The following is a 17,877-nucleotide window of genomic DNA, read 5'->3' on the forward strand; positions in this document are numbered from 1 at the left end:
TGTAAAGGTGGCACGATAAAGGTGGGTTTCGCTTAAACCAGATTGATTTGACGTGCAAATTTTAATCGGGAGGGTTAACCCCAGCGCGCATTGAAACGGGTCAAAAGGTTGGCCGCATTATAGCCCGTAACCGCTTTTGCCATGAGGCGTAGGTGCAGGTCTCCGGCTTTGAAGCCCGCTCTGGCGGGAAGTCCGGCACCTGGCAGTTTTAGACTGGAGCCGCTCTTAACGGGGCCTTGAAGGGTGATGGACCGCGTACCGCTCGGCGTTTCAACCATAGTCTGGCCGCCATTTTTCAGAATATCAGGCGTGACATCAACCGTCATCCAAATGTCATTGCCGGCGATAGTAATACGCTCATCCAGAATGATTTTAATTTGAAAGTTATGTGTGTGGGCGGGCTGCCCCTGAGCCGGACACAATTGGCCATCCTTAAGTTCTAAAACCTCATCGTGTCGCAGGCCTTTGGGAAGGCATAAGGATACGCGGCGCAGGTGGCTTAGGGACTGAACGGTCTGATCCTGTTCGATAATGTCAAAGGTGACCGGAATTTCGCAAACGCTCTCACCACCATGGATAGCTTGATGGGGTGTGATAACTAAATCTGTCACGGCGGGGCTGTGGTGGGCGACTGGTGCGGGCAAGGAAGGCTCAAGCAGTAGGTCGCGGGCGACGATCAGCAGGCGCAGCAGAGCATCCGATGTCGGGTTGATGTCCGGGTGAACATCTTTTACACGGCTGCGAAACGCCGCTTTGATGCGGGCCTCATCAATCGGATCGCAAAGCCCCAGAATTTTGAGCGCGTCGGTTCTGTTCATTCTGAAAAGAGCCACTAAATTGGATTAGCCAGTTTTAGGCAACCGGTCTAAGACACACCAAAAGCGTCAAAATGCGGTTAATGCACCGTTAGCTATATATAATGGAGATGGTCATGGCATCGGAACTGATTCCGCATAGCCCTACGGAAGACGAATACCGTGCGGCCCACGAAGCTAATGCGGTTGAGATCGATCTCAATGTGGCCGAGCCCTTTGATCTGTTTGCCGAGTGGCTCAAAGAGGCGGGTAAAAAGGAACCGAACGATCCGAACGCCGTGGGCGTGGCAACCGTTGATGAAGACGGCTTACCGGACGTGCGCATGGTGCTGCTCAAAGATTTTGACGCCCAAGGTTTTGTTTTCTACACCAATACCCATAGCGCCAAGGGGCAGCAGCTTGATCAGGCGGGCAAGGCGGCCTTGCTGTTTCATTGGAAATCCCTACGTCGGCAGGTGCGAATTCGCGGGCTGGTCAGCCGTGTGTCGGATGCCGAAGCTGACGCCTATTTCCATAGCCGGGCGCGGGCGTCTCAGATTGGGTGCCTGGGCGTCGGATCAATCCCGCCCTATGCCGGATCGGTTTGCGCTCGAAAAACGGGTGGCGGAACTGACGCTGAAGTTTGGTGTCGGGCCTATACCGCGGCCGCCGCACTGGACCGGATACCGTGTGGCGCCTTTGAGCATGGAGTTCTGGCGCGATAAGCCCTTTCGTCTGCATGAACGTGTTCAGTTTAATCGTCAGTCAGTCTCAGATAGTTGGGATAAGGCGCGGCTTTTCCCCTGATCACCAGGTTGTGGGGTCGGGCGTGTAGTGGGGTCTGATATCTATGACCTTCATTGTGGCGCTTCGGGCGGCCTCTATGCCTTCGTCAGTATCTTCGAAGGCCTGAATATGTTCCGGGAGGATTTTAAGATTTTCGGCGGCGGCGAGGTATAGATCAGGATGAGGTTTACCCTTGCCTGTATCCTCTATGGTGACGACGGTCTCAAATCGGTCTAACAGTCCTATGGCGTTCAGGGAGGCTGTCACCATGGTCCTTTGACCACCAGATGCGACACCCAGCGGATATATGCCGTGAAAGCGGTGGACGAGTTCGGTTGTAACCGTAATCGGGCGGACGGAGCCAATATGTGTCAGGAACAATTCTGCGGTGCGACTGGCGATATAAATATCATTCAGACGCATTTTGTAATGAGCCTCTAATTCAGTCACGAGTTGATACCTGGATAAGCCTAGTCTTGCGCCATAAAAACCAGTTTCAAAATTTATATTGTAAATCTCGAGCGCCTCTTTAAAAGCGCGGTAATGGGCGGGGAAGGTGTCGGCCAAAGTACCGTCACAATCAAAAATCAGGGCTTTGATCCCGGCGTCGGGGTGAAACTGAAGCGCTTTATGCATGCTCTCTATATGTATTCAGGCCTGCTCTGGGTCAATTCGGCTGTGGGTAAAAAGATATGACAGATGCCAATTCCTCACCGGACGCCGTGATCGCCAAGCTGTCTGCCGGAGCTGACAAGGTTATAGCGACATCCTGTGCCGTTGTGATTTTAAAAGGCAATCAGGCGTTTAAAATCAAAAAATCCGTAGACTATGGTTTTTTGAATTTCACCTCACAGCCGCGTCGCCGTGAAGCTTTGGAGCGGGAGCTTAAGTTTAATCAGCGCACAGCCGCGGATGTTTATCGTGAGGTGATTGAGGTGGACGGCGAGGCCGTTTTGGTCATGCGCCGCTTTGATCAGTCTATGGTGCTGGCTGAGCAAAGCCTGAGCGACCCTGACTGGTCGCCCGATATCGGTCTGATGCAGACGCTTGGTGAGGTCATTGCCGACTTCCATGCGGGTTCTGAGGTCTGCCGTGACCCGTCTCACGCGGCCAATATCAAATATGTGATCGATTCGAACCGCAGCAATATCGATGTGTTTCGCCAGTATTTAGACGCGGCGCGGGTTGATGATTACGATCAGCGGATATCGCAAGCCTATGAGCAGGTAAAATCGGTGGTGCAGGATCGTTTCGATCAGGGGTTTGTGCGTCGCTGCCACGGTGATCTGCATCTGGGCAACATATTCGTCGAAGCGGGCCGGCCTGTTCTGTTTGACTGCATCGAATTTAATGAGCGGTTGAGCCAGATTGATGTACTGTACGATCTGGCATTTCTGCTGATGGATCTGTGGGTGAGGGACCATAAACAGGCCGCGAACCGCGTCATGAATGCCTACATGGATAAGGCCGCGCGAAATGAAGCAGATGATGGCCGCCTGTATAGCGGTTTAAAGCTATTGCCGCTCTACATGTCAGTGCGGGCAGGGGTGCGCTGTCATGTCAATGCGCATTACGGCGATCTTGAGCAGGCTTCGGTCTATCTGGATGCGGCGATTGCGTTTCTGGAAATGGATAAGGCCGGTTTAATGGCTGTTGGTGGCTTATCGGGTTCGGGAAAAACAACCTATGCCCGCCGTATCGCGGACTGTAAGGGGCGGTCGCCCGGTGCGGTCATTTTACGCAGTGACGAAATCCGCAAGCGGCTGTGGAACTGGCCGTCCTTTGAACGCTTGCCCGCTGAGGCTTACACGCATGAGGAAACTGACAGGGTTTATAACCGCATATTCGTGTTAGCGCAGATCGTGCTGGCGGCGGGACAGTCCGTGATTGTTGATGCGACCTTCAGGGATCAGGCGATGAGAAATGCTACCGAGGTCTTGGCGCAGAACGCGGGGGTCGTCTTTACAGGTGTCTGGCTTGATCTGCCGCGTGATGAGCGGGTGCAGCGGGTGGCCGGCCGATCAAATGATGCGTCTGATGCGACGGCCGAGGTCGCTGATTCTCAGGATGAGGTGACTGATGTGTCATCGAAATGGATGCGTGTCGATGTCGGTTAATATGGAGCCATCAGACACAGAAAGTTCAATTTCTATTTTGGTTCAAAGCGTTAAAATGCTTTTCAGGTGAAAATGTATTTGTATGTGCGTCATCAGATTCGCCATCACGATGTATGGTCATGACGCCACTGAACCGCCTCGTAAGGTTCAGGGACGCTTATAGAACGCGGTACTATTGAAGATTAGGATGCACAATCGTGGAAGCCAATTCGCAAACGCGCAAACGTGGTCTCAGTCTGGCTTTGGTAGCTTTTCTGGTGAGTTTGTCGGCGCCCCTCGTTCTGGGAGCGGCCATATTCGGCAGTCAGGTCGACTATTTTGACTACGATACCAGCTTTACCCTGCTGACCTTAAACTGGGCGCCAAAGCTGGCGACGGTCAGTCTGGTTTTTGCCCTGATTGCCTTGCTGGTGTCACTGTTTATGGCCCCAAAGCGAACCGGGCCTTATGCTTTGGCTGCGGTTATTATATCGTGCGGTGTGCTGGGCGGATTCTATGTTTATGAGCGTAAACTGAAAGCCGCGCCGCCTGTTTATGATGTGGCGACCGATTGGGAACGTCCGGTCACGTTTTCGGAAAAGCTGATCAAGGAGCGTGGCCCTGATGCCCATCCTATCGAAGACAATCCGCGTGTCGTAAAAGGCAGTTCATTTGAATGGGATATGAAACCGGTCTCAGATGTGAATGCGGCGACCTGTCCAGGTGCGCAATCCGTCAGAAACCCGAATATTACCGCCGATAAGGTAGCCTTAAGTTTGAAGCAGGTGGGTTACATGATTTTCGGTCGCGCGCCCTGGCGCGTCGAAGCCATTTACCGCGATCCGGTCTATGGCTTTAAGTCAGATATAGTGGTGCGCATCGATCCGGATGAGGCCGATGTGCGGTCGGTGAGCCGGTACGAATTATCTGATCTGGGCGGGAATTGTGCACGAGTAATGCGCGTGGTTGAACTTTTGAAAGCCATGTGACCGTTTCTGGTTCGGAAATTGCTGTTTGCCCTTAAGATATTATTAAGGGTGCCGACATGGCTGTAAGCATAGCGATATTTGTATCAAAACGAGCCCAGCGCATGGCCGCAGCCTTTATGCTGCTTACTCTGGCACAGATCGTTGCCGTAAGTTGCACGCCTGAACCCGTTATGCCTTATGCGGTTCGTGCGGTTATTGAGAGATAGTCACGCAGAGACTCACGCCTCGAAAGTTTCCAGCATTTAGGTGTGGAAATACGGCGAAGCGGGCGACCTGTGTGGCATTATCCACAATTTATTTTCATTGAAACTATATCGATCAAGGGTATACGCCACTAAAGTTGAGCGCGCGTACGGCTGATTTTCCGGTTATAACTTATTTTATTTTCGTCATTATCTAACTGAAAAATATATTAAAATTAATGACGTTCGTATGTTTTGCCTGTGCGGACAGGGTAGATAAATGTGGCCAATAAGCCCCATCAGTTTCCGGTGTGACTTTATTGGAACAGGTTTCATTTGAAATTGGCAAAGTGGTGTCAGACGATTGACGGATTTGTGACGCGAGTGTCTTACTGGAATTAACAACAGTTAATGTTGGAAACTGCGGTGGGTATAAAAGTACCCTATAAAATAATCCGGAGACTAAGAGTGAAAAACAAATCTATCAAATCAGGGCTTATGGTTACAACGACCATTTGCTCGACCGTGTTGTCGATGCTGACGCTTTCGTCGGCAGCAACAGCGCAAGATGTGCCTGCTGAAGATAGCAGTGTTACCGAAGTTGTCGTTACCGGATCGCGGATTCTGCGCCCGAACCTGACAGCCACGTCACCGGTTGCTACGATTACCCTTGAGAAAATGGAATCCCAAGGGTTTGAAAACGTTGCCGACGCCTTAACTCAGCAGCCACAGTTTGCTGCATCGTTCGGTACGTCCCGTACGCAATCGACCTTTTCGGGGGCGACGTCTTCGGGTTTGAACTTGGTCAACCTGCGTAATCTTGGTGGCATTCGCACCTTGACCCTGGTTAACGGTAAGCGTTTCCCATCGGGCACGATTGATTCGGACGCGGTTGACTTCAATATGATCCCGTCTGCGAACATTGCTCGCGTCGACGTCCTTACGGGTGGTGCGGGCGCTGTTTATGGCGCAGATGCCGTGGCGGGTGTTATCAACATCATTACCGACACCAAGCTTGATGGTGTCGAAGTTGGCGGCAGCTATGGTTATGCTCTTAAAAAAGAAGACAACATTAACCCCAACGCTTACATCCGCCTGGGTAAGGTCTTCGATAAAGGCTATGCAAATCTTACCCTGCAATATGACTACCAAGGCTTGGTAAGCTGTGCGGATCGTTACCTCTGTGCGGAAGACTTTGCGTGGACACCTCCCGGGGAGCCAAACCGTTCGCCATCTGCGCGTTCTGGCGTCCCTTTAAACGGGCGCTTCTTTGTTGACGGCGCTGCAGGCAGCTATACTTTCGATAATGGCGCTATGGTACCGTTTTCGACCGCGGCATATGGTTACAACCGTAATGCGCAACGCACCTTAGCTATTCCGACCGAACGTTTCCTACTGGCTGGCCAAGGCAAGTATGAAATTTTTGAAGGTCATAGAGCTTATGTCGAGTTTAACTATTCGACCACTGACACTGTAGCGCCATTTGAGGCCCACCCCTTTCAATCCAGCGCTGATCTAGTAGCTGGTGTACTTGAACCATCTATACCGGTTGACAATCCCTTCCTTCCGACCGCTTTGCGCGATCTGGCTGTCGCCAATGGTGACACGGAAATCACTTGGTTCCAGCGTTTCGAAGGCCTTGAAGATCGGGGTGCGACCAACAGCCGCACTAACCTGCGCTTGGTTGCCGGTATTGAGGGTGACTTCGATTCGATCTTTGGTATCGGATCGGACTGGAACTATGATGTTTCCTATCTCCTCGGTCGTTCTAAGCTTGACAGCCTAACCAACGGTTTGGTGTCTCGTGCCAACCTTTACGCCAGCTTGCGTGTCGAGTCTGACGGTGCCGGTGGTTATCAGTGTGCTGACCCCGTCGCCCGGGCTTCAGGGTGCTTGGCTTTGAACCCGTTTGACGGTTACAATGCTCAGGAACAGGCTTACCTGCTGGTATCGGCCGGTACGCGTGGCCAATATGACCTCGAAGACTTCAACGCCTTTATCGCCGGTTCTTTATTTGAATTGCCGGCCGGCCCTCTGGATGTTGTCTTCGGTGTCGAATCCCGCCGTGTCACCAGCTACCTGGATTATGCCTCGGATATCAACAATGGTATCACCACAGGCAACCAGATCGGTGACAACGAAGAGCGTTCTTACCTGACCAACGAGTACTACACCGAAGTTCGTGTGCCTATTCTTCGGGATATGACCTTCGCTCAGGACTTAAGCTTCGATGGTTCTTATCGTAAGTCAGATAGCGCGGCCTTTGGTGAGTATGAAACTTGGAATATGGGCGGGTCTTGGACTCCAGTCAGCGGCCTGACGTTCCGGGCAACCAAGGCTAAGTCAGCCCGTGCGCCAAACCTAAGCGAAACGACAGGTATCAGCCAAACTTTTGGTGTGGTTGACGATCCCTGTTTCACCGAAAACTATAATGATAATCCTACCCGCGTGGCTAACTGCGCTGCTGAAGGAATTCCGACGACATACGATCCGCCTCTAACCGTTCGCCAAGGTACTTCAGGTTTCGTCGGCGGTAATGCCAATCTGAAGCCTGAAGAAGCCGATACCGAAACCGTAGGGGTCGTGTTTACGGCCGCTCGTTTTGACGTATTACCTAGCTGGGTATCGTCTCTTACCTTGACGGTAGACCGGTTTAAGATCGATACCGAAGGTTTGATCGCGGGTGTTGGCCGCCAGGAAATCGTCAACCTGTGCTATGACACCCCAAATGGCGCCGCACGTGACCTTTACTGCTCTCAGGTCACACGTGGGACAGATCCAGCCGTTGCGGGTGCTAACTATGTTCTAACGGATGTGAACGATCAGCTTCTAAATCTGGCGGCTCTGAACATTGCGGGTTACGATGTCGAAGCCTATTACGCGTTCGACATGCCTCGTGACTTCGGTCGTGTCGCGATTACGTCCACTTGGACGATCTACGACAAGGCGGAAAAGCAAAGCCTTCCGGGAACAGAGTTTACCGACCTTCTGGGTTTTGCGGGCGGCACCACGTCCGATCAAGGCTGGATCGAAAAGAACGGTTCGACCCGCGTAAACTGGTCGTTGGGTAAGTTTAAAGCAAACTGGACGGTTCGTTACGTTGGCGAAGCCAAAAGCTCTCCCTATGCGACCAACCCAGTCACGATCGACGCTCATGTCTATCATGATGCTCAGGTTCGTTATGCCTTGTTGGAAAACACCGAAATCTACCTCGGCATCAGCAACCTGACCGATCAGGATCCGCCGTTCTTCCCGACAAGCCAGTCGGGTACGCAGGCACTTGATACCGTTCCGGCTTACTATGATATCTTTGGGCGCTCTATCTATATGGGCTTCAAAGCGAGGTTCTAAATCTCGAAACATAACCAAATGGCGGCGGAAGGTTCTCCTTCCGCCGCTTTTTTTATTGATTGAACCCAATATGGACCAGAGACGGTTGGGGCGTTTTGTTGTGTATGGTAGGGTTCTTAATAACTTTCCTTGGGGTTCAAAGTTCGGGCCAAATTCCCCGCGAACTACACAGAGCGAGAGATGCTAGCGTTACAGAGTTTAGTGCTAAACCTGTTATTTTGGTACCGATAGCGATGCCGAGAAGGTAAAAGCTATGGCGAATATTACCGCTGCGTGACCACAACAGCTTATTATGGAAACTCTAAGGCCGCCTCTAATGAATAATAAATTCGGATGAATGCTTACAGTTAAGCAATGCGCCGTTCGCCACTTAGGGGCTCAGATTGAACCGATCCATCCGATTTGCGCCAGTACAGTTCGACATCTTCACAAACCTGTTTCAGATCGTCAAAATAGAACGGCTTAGGCAGCAGAAAATCAACGCGTGCACGTCGGGCTTTGTTGAGGGCATCCGCGCTGGCTTCAGGATTATTCACCTGGCCCGCCGTCATGACGGCTATGGGTACAGACGGCGCTAACCGGCGAAAGACATGCAGTTCGTCTAGGCTGTTGCTGCCTTCGATAAACACATCTAGAACCAGCAGAAAGAAGCTCTCTTTTGCCAGTGCCTGATAGGCTGTCTCTGCAGACGCGACGCCCACGACTTCATAACCAAGCTTCTGAAACATCTTGGTGATGATGATTGCCTGTGTACGGCTATCTTCAAGTAGAAGTATTGACTTCATGTCTCACCCTTATCATGCGTGTTTGAGCAGCTTAATGGGAAATAGCTAAATTAAGGTAAACCCAGCGCGTGTATATTTGGGACGTTAAGGCTGTCGCCGATTGGTAGATTTGGTTTCCCTAAGATTATTTATTTTGGCTTCAGTACCGTAGATAAAATTAGGGCCAAACCGTTAAGGCATAAATAATTTCATGGCCATGGTTTGACGTTCGGTATTTGATGTTGGGTTATTATTTGCCTGTAGGTTTGAAAATTCCATCATTGGAAATTTAATTCATATAATTCAATATTTTAAATTTCGCCTAGCGGGTAGGGAATAGCTGTTATTTGATGGTATGGTGCTTTTTTTAGAGCGCCACTCGTTACAAGCATCAGGAACTCGCGCTAAGGGTGCAATGGTTCGTTAATCTTTTTCACCCACTTTTGGGTTTGTTGGTGATTGAGTCTTGACTTTAGAGTGTGGGTACTATCGCGCCTTTAGAAGCGTGCGGCCTTAAAAGTTTGGATTTAGGGTCTGTACGTACGCACCGATACTTTAGCTGTATAGGCGCAATGGAGCGTACCCAAACGGGCGTGATGCGTAGTAATTGTCAGCTAGTTTTTATAAATTAAAAATCCAAGATACAATCTCCAAATCGCTAACAATTTTTATTCTCAGTTTTGAAATGAATTGGCCATCTGTTTGGCAATGTTTATCTTGGCATTTGCTTGCGTTTAAGTTTGTGAAATTTATAGCATTTCTATGATTATAGAATTTGAACGCGATTGTAAGTAAATAAATATTAACCACGTTAATCAATTCTGATTGTTAAGTTCTGATGGTGATTCATATCATCAGTTTGAGTTTAGTTAATGTGAATAAAAGCGGTTAATTAATACCGGTAACTTACAAGGGCAGGATTATGAAGCTTTCGGATATAAAAATCGGATACAAGATACTTGCAATAATCGCCGTCTTCGGCGCGTCTAGTGTAGGCATGACGTTGTGGCAGAACGCAACGATGGAAAAAGCCCAGAAAAGCTACGAGCATATCGTCGATCATCTGGATGTTGCCCTATTGTCAGGGGCACGTATGCGCCAAAACCTTTATGCCTTGCAGGGGGCAACCTATGGACTTGCGTTTAGTAACTGCCCCAGTGCGACCTGCGATAATTTCTCTAAGTTAGGGCAGACGTCAGTTCAGCGTTTTGGTGAACGCTACCAAGGGGTTATCGACGCTGTGCCGGAATACGAAACCGATTTCGGTCCGCTAAAGGCGCGTTTTGATAAGATAGCCGATACGGCCATTAACAAGGCTATACCGGCCGGTCTCAATAATGAACAGGACGCACTACGCGCTTTGTTGTTGGAACAGGATACATCAATTGAATCTCTCTCTACCGACATCGGCGCCAAGGTTGATGAGAAGCAAAAGTTACACTCTGGTATCGCTGAAAAACTGAAGGCTGATATCAACGTCCAAGCCCGCAATAGTTTGATTATCTCGGTTCTGGTGACGGCGGCAATCACCGCTTTGGCGGCCCTGCTGGCCTTTGGCGATATCGCCAAGATGCTGGGCCGTCTGACCAGCCAGATGCAAGCTATAGCGAACGGAAGATTGGATCAGGTGATCGATGGTCAGTCACGGGGTGATGAAATCGGCATCATGGCCAAGACATTGGGCGTCTTTAAGGATGGGCTGGCTGAGGCCGAGCGGCTTCGCCATGAAACCGCGGAACAGCGTGAGCAAGCCGAAGCGCAGCGCAAAGCCGCTATGCTGAACCTGGCCGACCAGTTTGAGCGATCGGTTGGTGGAATTGTCACTCTGGTGTCCTCTGCGGCGACGGAAATGCAGGCGGCCGCGGCGCAACTTACCTCAACAGCACAGGAAACTTCGGCCCAATCGATAGCGGTGTCGGCGGCCGCAGAAGAAGCCGGAACCAATGTGACATCTGTCGCCGGTTCTGCGGAAGAACTGGGGGCTTCGGTATCCGAAATCGGGCGTCAGGTTCAGACGTCGGCGCATATCTCCGCCACGGCAGTCACTGAGGCACGTCAGGCCATGCAAGTGGTTGAGGAGCTTAACGAAGTCGCTGGCAGCATCAATGGTGTCGTGGATATGATCTCAGGTCTGGCCAGTCAGACCAATCTTCTTGCGTTGAATGCGACGATCGAGTCAGCGCGAGCGGGAGAAGCCGGTAAGGGCTTTGCCGTCGTGGCTTCGGAGGTCAAGCAACTGGCCGGACAAACGGCCAAGGCCACAACCGAGATTTCTGCCAAGATTGAGCAGATACAGGAAGCAACCACCCGGGCCGTAAGCGTGATTCAAAACATCACGGCCACGATCCAGGAAATCAACAACGCCTCAACGGTTATCGCCTCGGCGGTCGAACAGCAAAATGCGGCAACCCAGGAAATCGTTCAGGCCGTTAATCAGGCCTCCATGGGGACGACCGAGGTCACGTCCAACATTACAGGTGTGGCTCAGGCCGCGGAGCAAACGGGAGCGGCGGCCTCTCAGGTGCTCAGTTCTTCTGGCGAACTTGCAGAACAGGCCGAAAAGCTACGCACTGAAATGGATAGCTTCCTGGCGACCGTAAGGGCGGCCTAGTCATAAAGATGGCGGGCCAACGCAGGGCCCGCCATCTTTATCTTACGATTTATCCACATGCGTGCCGTATTTTCCCTTGAGGGCGGTCATATGCAAGTCCTTTCAAGCTAAAGGGCAATCCTTGACAGAGTAACCGTGAACGATGTGCCTTCGATGGTGATTGAGCATCTTAACACCAGGCGGTCTGAGCAAACCGGGATTGAAGACACCAAGGATTTAGGTTTCGGCATTGAGATGCTCTGCCAGCGGAGACGGCACAAGATCTATGAAATCGATGATAAGTACTAAGAGATCGGGGTCTAAGGCATAGGCGTTACCATTTTTCATCAATCGGAAAGTGTCTGTGATCATGCGCACACTGTATAAGAATGAAATAGTGAACTCGAACTAAGTTGGTGGCAATTTTCTGAACAATCAACACTCCATAAATAGCTTGAAACGTATAGGTAAATCTTAGGTTTATTTACGGAATATTAAACGATTTTACGCAGTGAAAAAGCGCTCTGTACTTACAGAGCGCTTTCTTCGTGTTGAAAAATGGTTTGATTAAGCGCGTTGCGACAGGGGTACAAAGTCGCGCTGCGCCGATCCGGTATAGAGCTGACGCGGACGGCCGATCTTTTGCGATGGATCCTCGATCATTTCTTTCCATTGCGCGATCCAGCCCACGGTACGGGCCAGAGCAAACAGCACGGTGAACATGGTGGTCGGGAAGCCCATGGCCGACAAGGTGATGCCGGAATAGAAGTCGATATTCGGGTAAAGCTTACGCGACACGAAATATTCATCCGACAGCGCGATGCGCTCCAACTCGCGGGCAACCTGAAGCAGCGGATCGTTCGGGTCACCAACGGCGCTCAGAACCTCATGGCAGGTCGTCTGCATGACCTTAGCGCGTGGGTCGTAGTTCTTATAGACGCGGTGGCCAAAGCCCATCAGCTTATACTTACGGTCTTTAACGCCCTGGATGAACTCAGGGATCTTATCGACCGTGCCGATTTCCTTGAGCATGTTGAGCGCTTCTTCGTTAGCCCCGCCATGCGACGGACCCCACAGACAGGCAATGCCAGCGGCGATACAGGCAAACGGATTGGCACCAGAAGATCCCGCCAGTCGCACCGTCGAGGTCGATGCGTTCTGCTCGTGGTCAGCGTGTAGAATAAAGATACGATCCATGGCCTTAGCCAGAATCGGATTTACAACATAATCTTCGGCAGGCACGGCAAAGCACATGCGCAGGAAGTTTTCTGAATAGGACAGGTCGTTCTTTGGGTACACAAACGGCTGACCGACGCTGTACTTATAGGCACGCGCCGCGATAGTCGGCATTTTCGCGATCAGGCGGTGCGCCGAAATTTCGCGCTGCTTCTCGTCCTGAATATCAAGGCTGTCGTGGTAAAATGCCGACAGCGCACCAACGGCACCGGTCATAATCGCCATCGGGTGAGCATCTCTGCGGAAGCCGGAGAAGAAGCGGTCGAACTGCTCATGCAACATGGTATGACGGGTGATGGTCGTCTCGAACGCTTCAAACGCCGAGGCCGAGGGCAGTTCGCCGTGCAGCAACAGATAGCAGGTTTCCATGAAATTCGATTTTTCCGCCAGTTGGTCGATCGGATAACCACGGTGCAGCAAAACACCCTTATCGCCATCGATAAAGGTGATCTTGGACTCGCAGGATGCTGTGGAGGTAAAGCCCGGATCGTAGGTAAAGGCGTCAGATTCAGCGTACAGTTTACGAATGTCGATCACATCAGGGCCCAAAGTACCCTTTTGTACCGGCAAATCTATGACCTTATCGCCGACGGTAATTTTAGCGGGATTGGTAGTTTGGGTCATGAATTGCTTCACCTCTTATTGTTTATGTGCATCGCAACCAAATGCGGTGTCCTCATATATAAACAAGCGATCTATTTGGAAAGACCATCCTTTAGGCGATCAAGGCTCTCGCTTTTGCCAAGAGCCGCTAAAACGCGTGAAATGTCAGGTGCCGGATGTCCGCCAGAGAGTATGCCCCGAAGCGCCGGACCAATTTTTCCAAAGCCAACCCCTTCATTTTCAACGAAATTTTTCAAGGTTACATCCAGTGAACTGGTCGACCAGTCACTTAATGACAACAAATTTTCGTGAAGACGGCAGAGGCGGCCAATTGTCTCTTCAGTCAAAAGTTTTTTCGTTTTTTCATCTATCTGAAGCGGGCGCTTCGCTAAAGCGAAGGTCAGAAGATCGGCAAAATCAGTAATTTTAAGCGCGCGCTCCACGATCAGGGGCAGGGTACGTTCAATCATTTCCGCCTGAGTGGCATCAACAGCCATCTCACGACGCTTAAGATCGTCCTCAACAAGCGATGTAAGGCGCTCAGGCGCGCACTGTCTGATCCAGTGCGCATTTACGTGATTAAGTTTATCGAAATCCAGCCGGGCAGGGGCCCTGTTGATATCTTGGATATCGAACCATTCGATCATCTGCTGGTCATCAAAAATCTCATCATCGCCATGCGACCATCCGAGCCGCGCCAGATAGTTGCGCATGGCTTCAGGTAGATACCCCAGGCTTTGATAGTCGCCAACGGCCTGCGCACCATGGCGTTTACTGAGTTTGGCACCATCAGGGCCGTGAATAAGCGGGATATGGGCAAAGGTCGGTACATCCCAGCCAGCGGCTTTGTAGATAAGGGTTTGACGCGCCGCATTGTTCAGGTGGTCATCGCCCCTGATAATATGGGTGATCCCCATATCATGATCATCTACCACAACCGCCAGATTGTAGGTCGGCGTTCCATCGGATCTGAGCAGGATCAGGTCGTCCATGTCTTTGGTATTAAAGCTGACCTGACCCTGCACGGCATCGTTGATAATAAGCGGCTCATCAAGCGGCCCCTTGAAGCGGATAACGTGTGGCGTACTCAACTGTTCTGACGTGGGAACCTGATCGCGCCACGGGGATCTCAAGGCATGGCCTGAGTCGCGTGCGGTTTCACGCGCGGCTTCGGTTTCTTCAGGCGTCATGAAGCAGGCATAGGCATGACCGGATTGATACAGCAACTGAACGACGTCCTTATGGCGCTGTTCGCGAGAGGACTGAAAAACAATCTCTTCGTCTGTATTGAGCCCTAGCCAGTTCAAGCCCTCGAAAATGGCCTCTACCGCTTCAGGCGTTGAGCGTTCGCGGTCGGTGTCTTCGATTCTTATCAGAAAGCGTCCCCCTTTGGCTTTTGCGTAAAGCCAGTTGAACAGGGCCGTGCGCGCACCGCCAATGTGCAAATATCCTGTCGGAGAGGGGGCGAAACGGGTCACAACTTGAGGGAATGACGTATCGGGCATGATCTTGGACTTGTACTTAACGAAAGGGTATGCGTCCTTATAGCGACCTTATGAACCACCACCAGTCTTTTTGAGAGCTGCAGCCGTTATAATGACAGCCTATTCGAAACAACCATGGTCGTGGGTGCCGTCGGATATTTCTGAAAAGGTGCAAACTTTTTGGGCCAGGGCGTGGGCCTTACAAAAAGGGCGGTTTTTCTTATGGTTACCCGTAGCCTTGGGGGCAGGGTGTGCGGTTTATCTTAATCTGAAATTTGAACCCTCATGGTGGATGCTCTGGGGGATAACGGGCGCTGCATATGCTGCTTTTTTGTGGTTAAAAGCTCTGAATAAACATTCGTATCTATCTAATTTCGTTTTGGTTTTGCTGGTTTTCTGTGCCGGTATAATTCTGTGTAAATTGAGGGCGGAGAATGTTTCTGCCCCCGTTATAGATAGCGCGAAAACCCAGTACAGTGTGAGCGCCTATGTTGTTGACGTGGTTTCATCCGATAGTGAGGCCCCAAGGCTGCTGCTGGCGCCCACGCGAATTGAAGGTGTCGCCGCCCGCGATACACCTTTTCGGATCAGGGTAACTCTGCGTGAATGGCCATCCGATATTGCAATTAAGCCGGGGCAGGCGATCCGCGGTTTTATGATTCTTAATCAACCCTCCCGCCCCTTTATGCCGGGGGGATATGATTTTGCCCGCGCGGCGTGGTTTGATGGTTTGGGCGCGGTGGGGTTTGTGCCCGGTAAACTGCATATCGCAGACCAAACTCAACCGCCATTCAGGTTATCGCTGTTGATGGGGCTCAATAGCCTTCGCTGGACGATTACGCAAAACCTGGTCAATGATTTAACAGGTAAATTTCCAGACGGGCAGGCGTTAGGTGGTTTTGCGGCGGCCTTGGTGACGGGACATCAGGCGTATTTGTCACCGCGTATGGTGCAGGACATGCGTGATTCCGGATTAGCGCACATACTGTCAATATCAGGTTTGCATATGGCAATCGTCGGCGGTTTTATATTTTTCGCCAGTCGGGCTTTTATGGCCATGATACCAGTGCTGGCCCTGAATTTCCCGATTAAAAAATGGGCGGCGGGGTTCGCGGTTTTTGGGGTGCTGGCGTACTTAGCCATATCGGGCGCACCGGCACCAGCCATACGTGCGGCCGTAGTGGCTATCATCGTTTTTATAGCCATCCTGGTTGATCGCCGCGCTTTGAGTTTACGGTCATTGGCAATCGCTGCGGTAATTGTACTGTTGTTGATGCCTGAAGCGGTTATTGAGCCCGGATTTCAGATGTCATTTGCCGCTACAGCCGCCCTTCTGGCACTGGCAGAAGCCCAGAAACCGATAGTCAAGGAAATCAGTGTGCCATGGGGTGTCAAAGCACTTCAGAACTTAGGGCGTGCTATTTGGCTGTCACTGATGGCGTCACTGGTGGCGGGTGCAGCCACGACGCCGTTTTCCCTGCATTATTTCAACCGCATCAGTGTTTACGGGATGATATCAAACCTGCTGTCATCGCCCATATCGAGCTTTATATTAATGCCTGCCTTAGCGTTATGGACGGTTTTGCAGACCACGCCGTTTAGTGCGCCGTTCATGTACATAGCGGGCTTCGGGCTGATGTTGACCGATAAGATATCGGCCTGGACCGCTTCTTTGGAAGGCGCCGTCAGAGTTATGCCCAGTGCCCCTGATTATGTGCTGTTGATTTCATTCGCGGGCATACTGTGGCTTTGCCTGATGCGAGGACGTGTCCGCTGGATTGGGTTGATTGGCGCTATCAGTATAATCGTGTGGCCGCGAACATACCCGCCGGATGTATGGGTTGATCCTCAAGGTGCCAATGCGGCCATACGGAGCGGAACGACAGCTTACGTTTTACGGCCAAAAGTTAAACAATATGGCTACGAACACTGGCTACGGCATTACGGGCTGGTTGATGATCGGGATCGTGGATTATCGGGCAACTATGACTGCAAGGGATTGTTGTGCGTGCCCAAACCCCAGGCTGTTCATAAAATTGGCTTTTGGTTTGGAAATAAACCTCCTAAATCCGAAGCTCTGATGCGTTTGTGTCAATCCAGTGACCTGATTATCTCCCGTGCGGCCATCGCTGAGTGGCCTCAAGCCTGTGCTAAAATCAACCGCATTGATAGGGATGATCTTGCGACGCTTGGGGCGCTGGAACTTACTCGGCAAGGCAATCAGTGGAGAATAAACGGCAGCGAAATGAGGCGTGGAGATCGACCGTGGGTGCGTTAATGGTACTTGCGCAACAGGCCGACCAAACGTCCCTGAACCGCTACCTCATCGGTATTATATATGCGGGTTTTATAGGCGGGATTTGCGGCCTCCAGCGCAATCGAAGCGCCCTTTTTCCTTAGACGCTTTAAAGTCGCGGTATCGCCGTCAACAAGTGCCACGACAATTTCGCCAGATTGCGCTGTATCGGTCTTTTTGATGATGACATAGTCACCGTTTAAAATACCGGCATTGATCATGGAGTCGCCTTCGATCTCCAGAATATAATGCTCACCGGCCCCCAGCATCGCTTCCGGTATGCGTAAACGGTCACGCTCTTGCCCCATAGCTTCGATAGGCACACCGGCGGCAATTTTACCGAGCAATGGCAGTTCACGACCGTCTTCCAGAACAGGTTTCGCTGCGGCTTGAGGTTTTGAGCCCTCGACCACCTGCGGGACAAAATTCTGGCGTCCTTTAGGTGGTGCGGCGGTTGTCGCCTGATCGGGAAGTTTAATGACCTCAAGGGCTCTGGCCCGATGCGCCAACCTGCGAATGAAGCCGCGTTCTTCAAGCGCTGTGATCAGGCGGTGGATGCCTGACTTGGACGCCAAGTCCAACGCTTCTTTCATTTCATCAAAAGAAGGCGAAACACCACTTTCCTTAATGCGTTCATGAATGAACATTAAAAGTTCGCGTTGTTTGGTCGTCAGCATATACCACCTGTGGGTTCTGTGTTCACCCA

General features: G+C 51.3%; 11 protein-coding genes and 1 pseudogene. 6 read left to right on the forward strand and 6 right to left on the reverse strand.

The window, feature by feature from the left end:
- Positions 1-74: 74 nt before the first annotated feature.
- On the reverse strand, positions 75-818 hold the full coding sequence (locus OVA03_RS02555) for a DnaJ C-terminal domain-containing protein (RefSeq protein ID WP_267526642.1): 744 nt from the start codon (positions 816-818) through the stop codon (positions 75-77).
- Positions 819-931: 113 nt separating this feature from the next.
- On the opposite strand from OVA03_RS02555, the pseudogene pdxH reads away from it, so the two are divergent.
- Positions 932-1,601 (forward strand): annotated as a pseudogene (gene pdxH / locus OVA03_RS02560) (pyridoxamine 5'-phosphate oxidase).
- On the opposite strand, the gene OVA03_RS02565 reads toward pdxH, so the two are convergent.
- Positions 1,602-2,216: an HAD family hydrolase gene (locus OVA03_RS02565; RefSeq protein ID WP_267526643.1), complete on the reverse strand. Its 615-nt coding sequence runs from the start codon at positions 2,214-2,216 to the stop codon at positions 1,602-1,604. It lies immediately after the preceding pseudogene.
- A 56-nt stretch (positions 2,217-2,272) separates the two neighbouring features.
- On the opposite strand from OVA03_RS02565, the gene OVA03_RS02570 reads away from it, so the two are divergent.
- The 3 genes from OVA03_RS02570 (at position 2,273) to OVA03_RS02585 (ending at position 8,198) form a co-directional block, all read left to right on the forward strand.
- Positions 2,273-3,697 (forward strand): AAA family ATPase, encoded by a 1,425-nt coding sequence (locus OVA03_RS02570; protein ID WP_267526644.1) that lies wholly within the window; start codon positions 2,273-2,275, stop codon positions 3,695-3,697.
- A gap of 197 nt (positions 3,698-3,894) precedes the next feature.
- The gene (locus OVA03_RS02575; RefSeq protein ID WP_267526645.1) at positions 3,895-4,665 is read left to right on the forward strand and encodes a DUF1499 domain-containing protein; all 771 of its coding nucleotides are present in this window, start codon (positions 3,895-3,897) and stop codon (positions 4,663-4,665) included.
- A gap of 650 nt (positions 4,666-5,315) precedes the next feature.
- Positions 5,316-8,198, forward strand: coding sequence for a TonB-dependent receptor domain-containing protein (locus OVA03_RS02585; protein WP_267526647.1), 2,883 nt, complete (start codon positions 5,316-5,318; stop codon positions 8,196-8,198).
- Positions 8,199-8,545: 347 nt separating this feature from the next.
- On the opposite strand, the gene OVA03_RS02590 is transcribed toward OVA03_RS02585, so the two are convergent.
- Positions 8,546-8,983 (reverse strand): response regulator, encoded by a 438-nt coding sequence (locus OVA03_RS02590; protein ID WP_267526648.1) that lies wholly within the window; start codon positions 8,981-8,983, stop codon positions 8,546-8,548.
- 976 nt (positions 8,984-9,959) lie between these two features.
- Between OVA03_RS02590 and OVA03_RS02595 the strand changes: the two genes are divergently transcribed.
- Positions 9,960-11,573: a methyl-accepting chemotaxis protein gene (locus OVA03_RS02595; protein ID WP_324291023.1), complete on the forward strand. Its 1,614-nt coding sequence runs from the start codon at positions 9,960-9,962 to the stop codon at positions 11,571-11,573.
- A gap of 546 nt (positions 11,574-12,119) precedes the next feature.
- Here OVA03_RS02595 and gltA read toward each other — a convergent pair.
- Positions 12,120-13,412, reverse strand: a complete 1,293-nt coding sequence (gltA, locus tag OVA03_RS02600) for a citrate synthase (protein WP_267526650.1) — start codon at positions 13,410-13,412, stop codon at positions 12,120-12,122.
- A 71-nt stretch (positions 13,413-13,483) separates the two neighbouring features.
- On the reverse strand, positions 13,484-14,896 hold the full coding sequence (gltX, locus tag OVA03_RS02605) for a glutamate--tRNA ligase (protein WP_267526651.1): 1,413 nt from the start codon (positions 14,894-14,896) through the stop codon (positions 13,484-13,486).
- Positions 14,897-14,987: 91 nt separating this feature from the next.
- Here gltX and OVA03_RS02610 point away from each other — a divergent pair, with 91 nt between their 5' ends.
- Positions 14,988-17,153 carry a ComEC/Rec2 family competence protein gene (locus tag OVA03_RS02610; protein ID WP_267526652.1) on the forward strand — a complete coding sequence of 722 codons (2,166 nt, stop codon included), beginning with the start codon at positions 14,988-14,990 and terminating at the stop codon, positions 17,151-17,153.
- Here the strand turns inward: OVA03_RS02610 and lexA are convergent.
- Complete coding sequence (gene lexA / locus OVA03_RS02615; protein WP_267526653.1) at positions 17,150-17,848, reverse strand: transcriptional repressor LexA; 699 nt, start codon at positions 17,846-17,848, stop codon at positions 17,150-17,152. The two genes, OVA03_RS02610 and lexA, sit on opposite strands and share 4 nt — an antisense overlap.
- Positions 17,849-17,877: the final 29 nt, after the last annotated feature.

Origin of the sequence: Asticcacaulis sp. SL142 (assembly GCF_026625745.1) — a bacterium.
Lineage (GTDB): Bacteria > Pseudomonadota > Alphaproteobacteria > Caulobacterales > Caulobacteraceae > Asticcacaulis.

Bases quoted from the DNA above. Each gene is read 5' to 3' on its own strand.
- OVA03_RS02610 (WP_267526652.1), top strand. From the start codon at position 14,988: ATGACAGCCTATTCGAAACAACCATGGTCGTGGGTGCCGTCGGATATT.
- OVA03_RS02595 (WP_324291023.1), top strand. From the start codon at position 9,960: ATGACGTTGTGGCAGAACGCAACGATGGAAAAAGCCCAGAAAAGCTAC.
- OVA03_RS02590 (WP_267526648.1), bottom strand. From the start codon at position 8,983: ATGAAGTCAATACTTCTACTTGAAGATAGCCGTACACAGGCAATCATC.
- gltX (WP_267526651.1), bottom strand. From the start codon at position 14,896: ATGCCCGATACGTCATTCCCTCAAGTTGTGACCCGTTTCGCCCCCTCT.
- OVA03_RS02570 (WP_267526644.1), top strand. From the start codon at position 2,273: ATGACAGATGCCAATTCCTCACCGGACGCCGTGATCGCCAAGCTGTCT.
- lexA (WP_267526653.1), bottom strand. From the start codon at position 17,848: ATGCTGACGACCAAACAACGCGAACTTTTAATGTTCATTCATGAACGC.
- OVA03_RS02555 (WP_267526642.1), bottom strand. From the start codon at position 818: ATGAACAGAACCGACGCGCTCAAAATTCTGGGGCTTTGCGATCCGATT.
- OVA03_RS02565 (WP_267526643.1), bottom strand. From the start codon at position 2,216: ATGCATAAAGCGCTTCAGTTTCACCCCGACGCCGGGATCAAAGCCCTG.
- gltA (WP_267526650.1), bottom strand. From the start codon at position 13,412: ATGACCCAAACTACCAATCCCGCTAAAATTACCGTCGGCGATAAGGTC.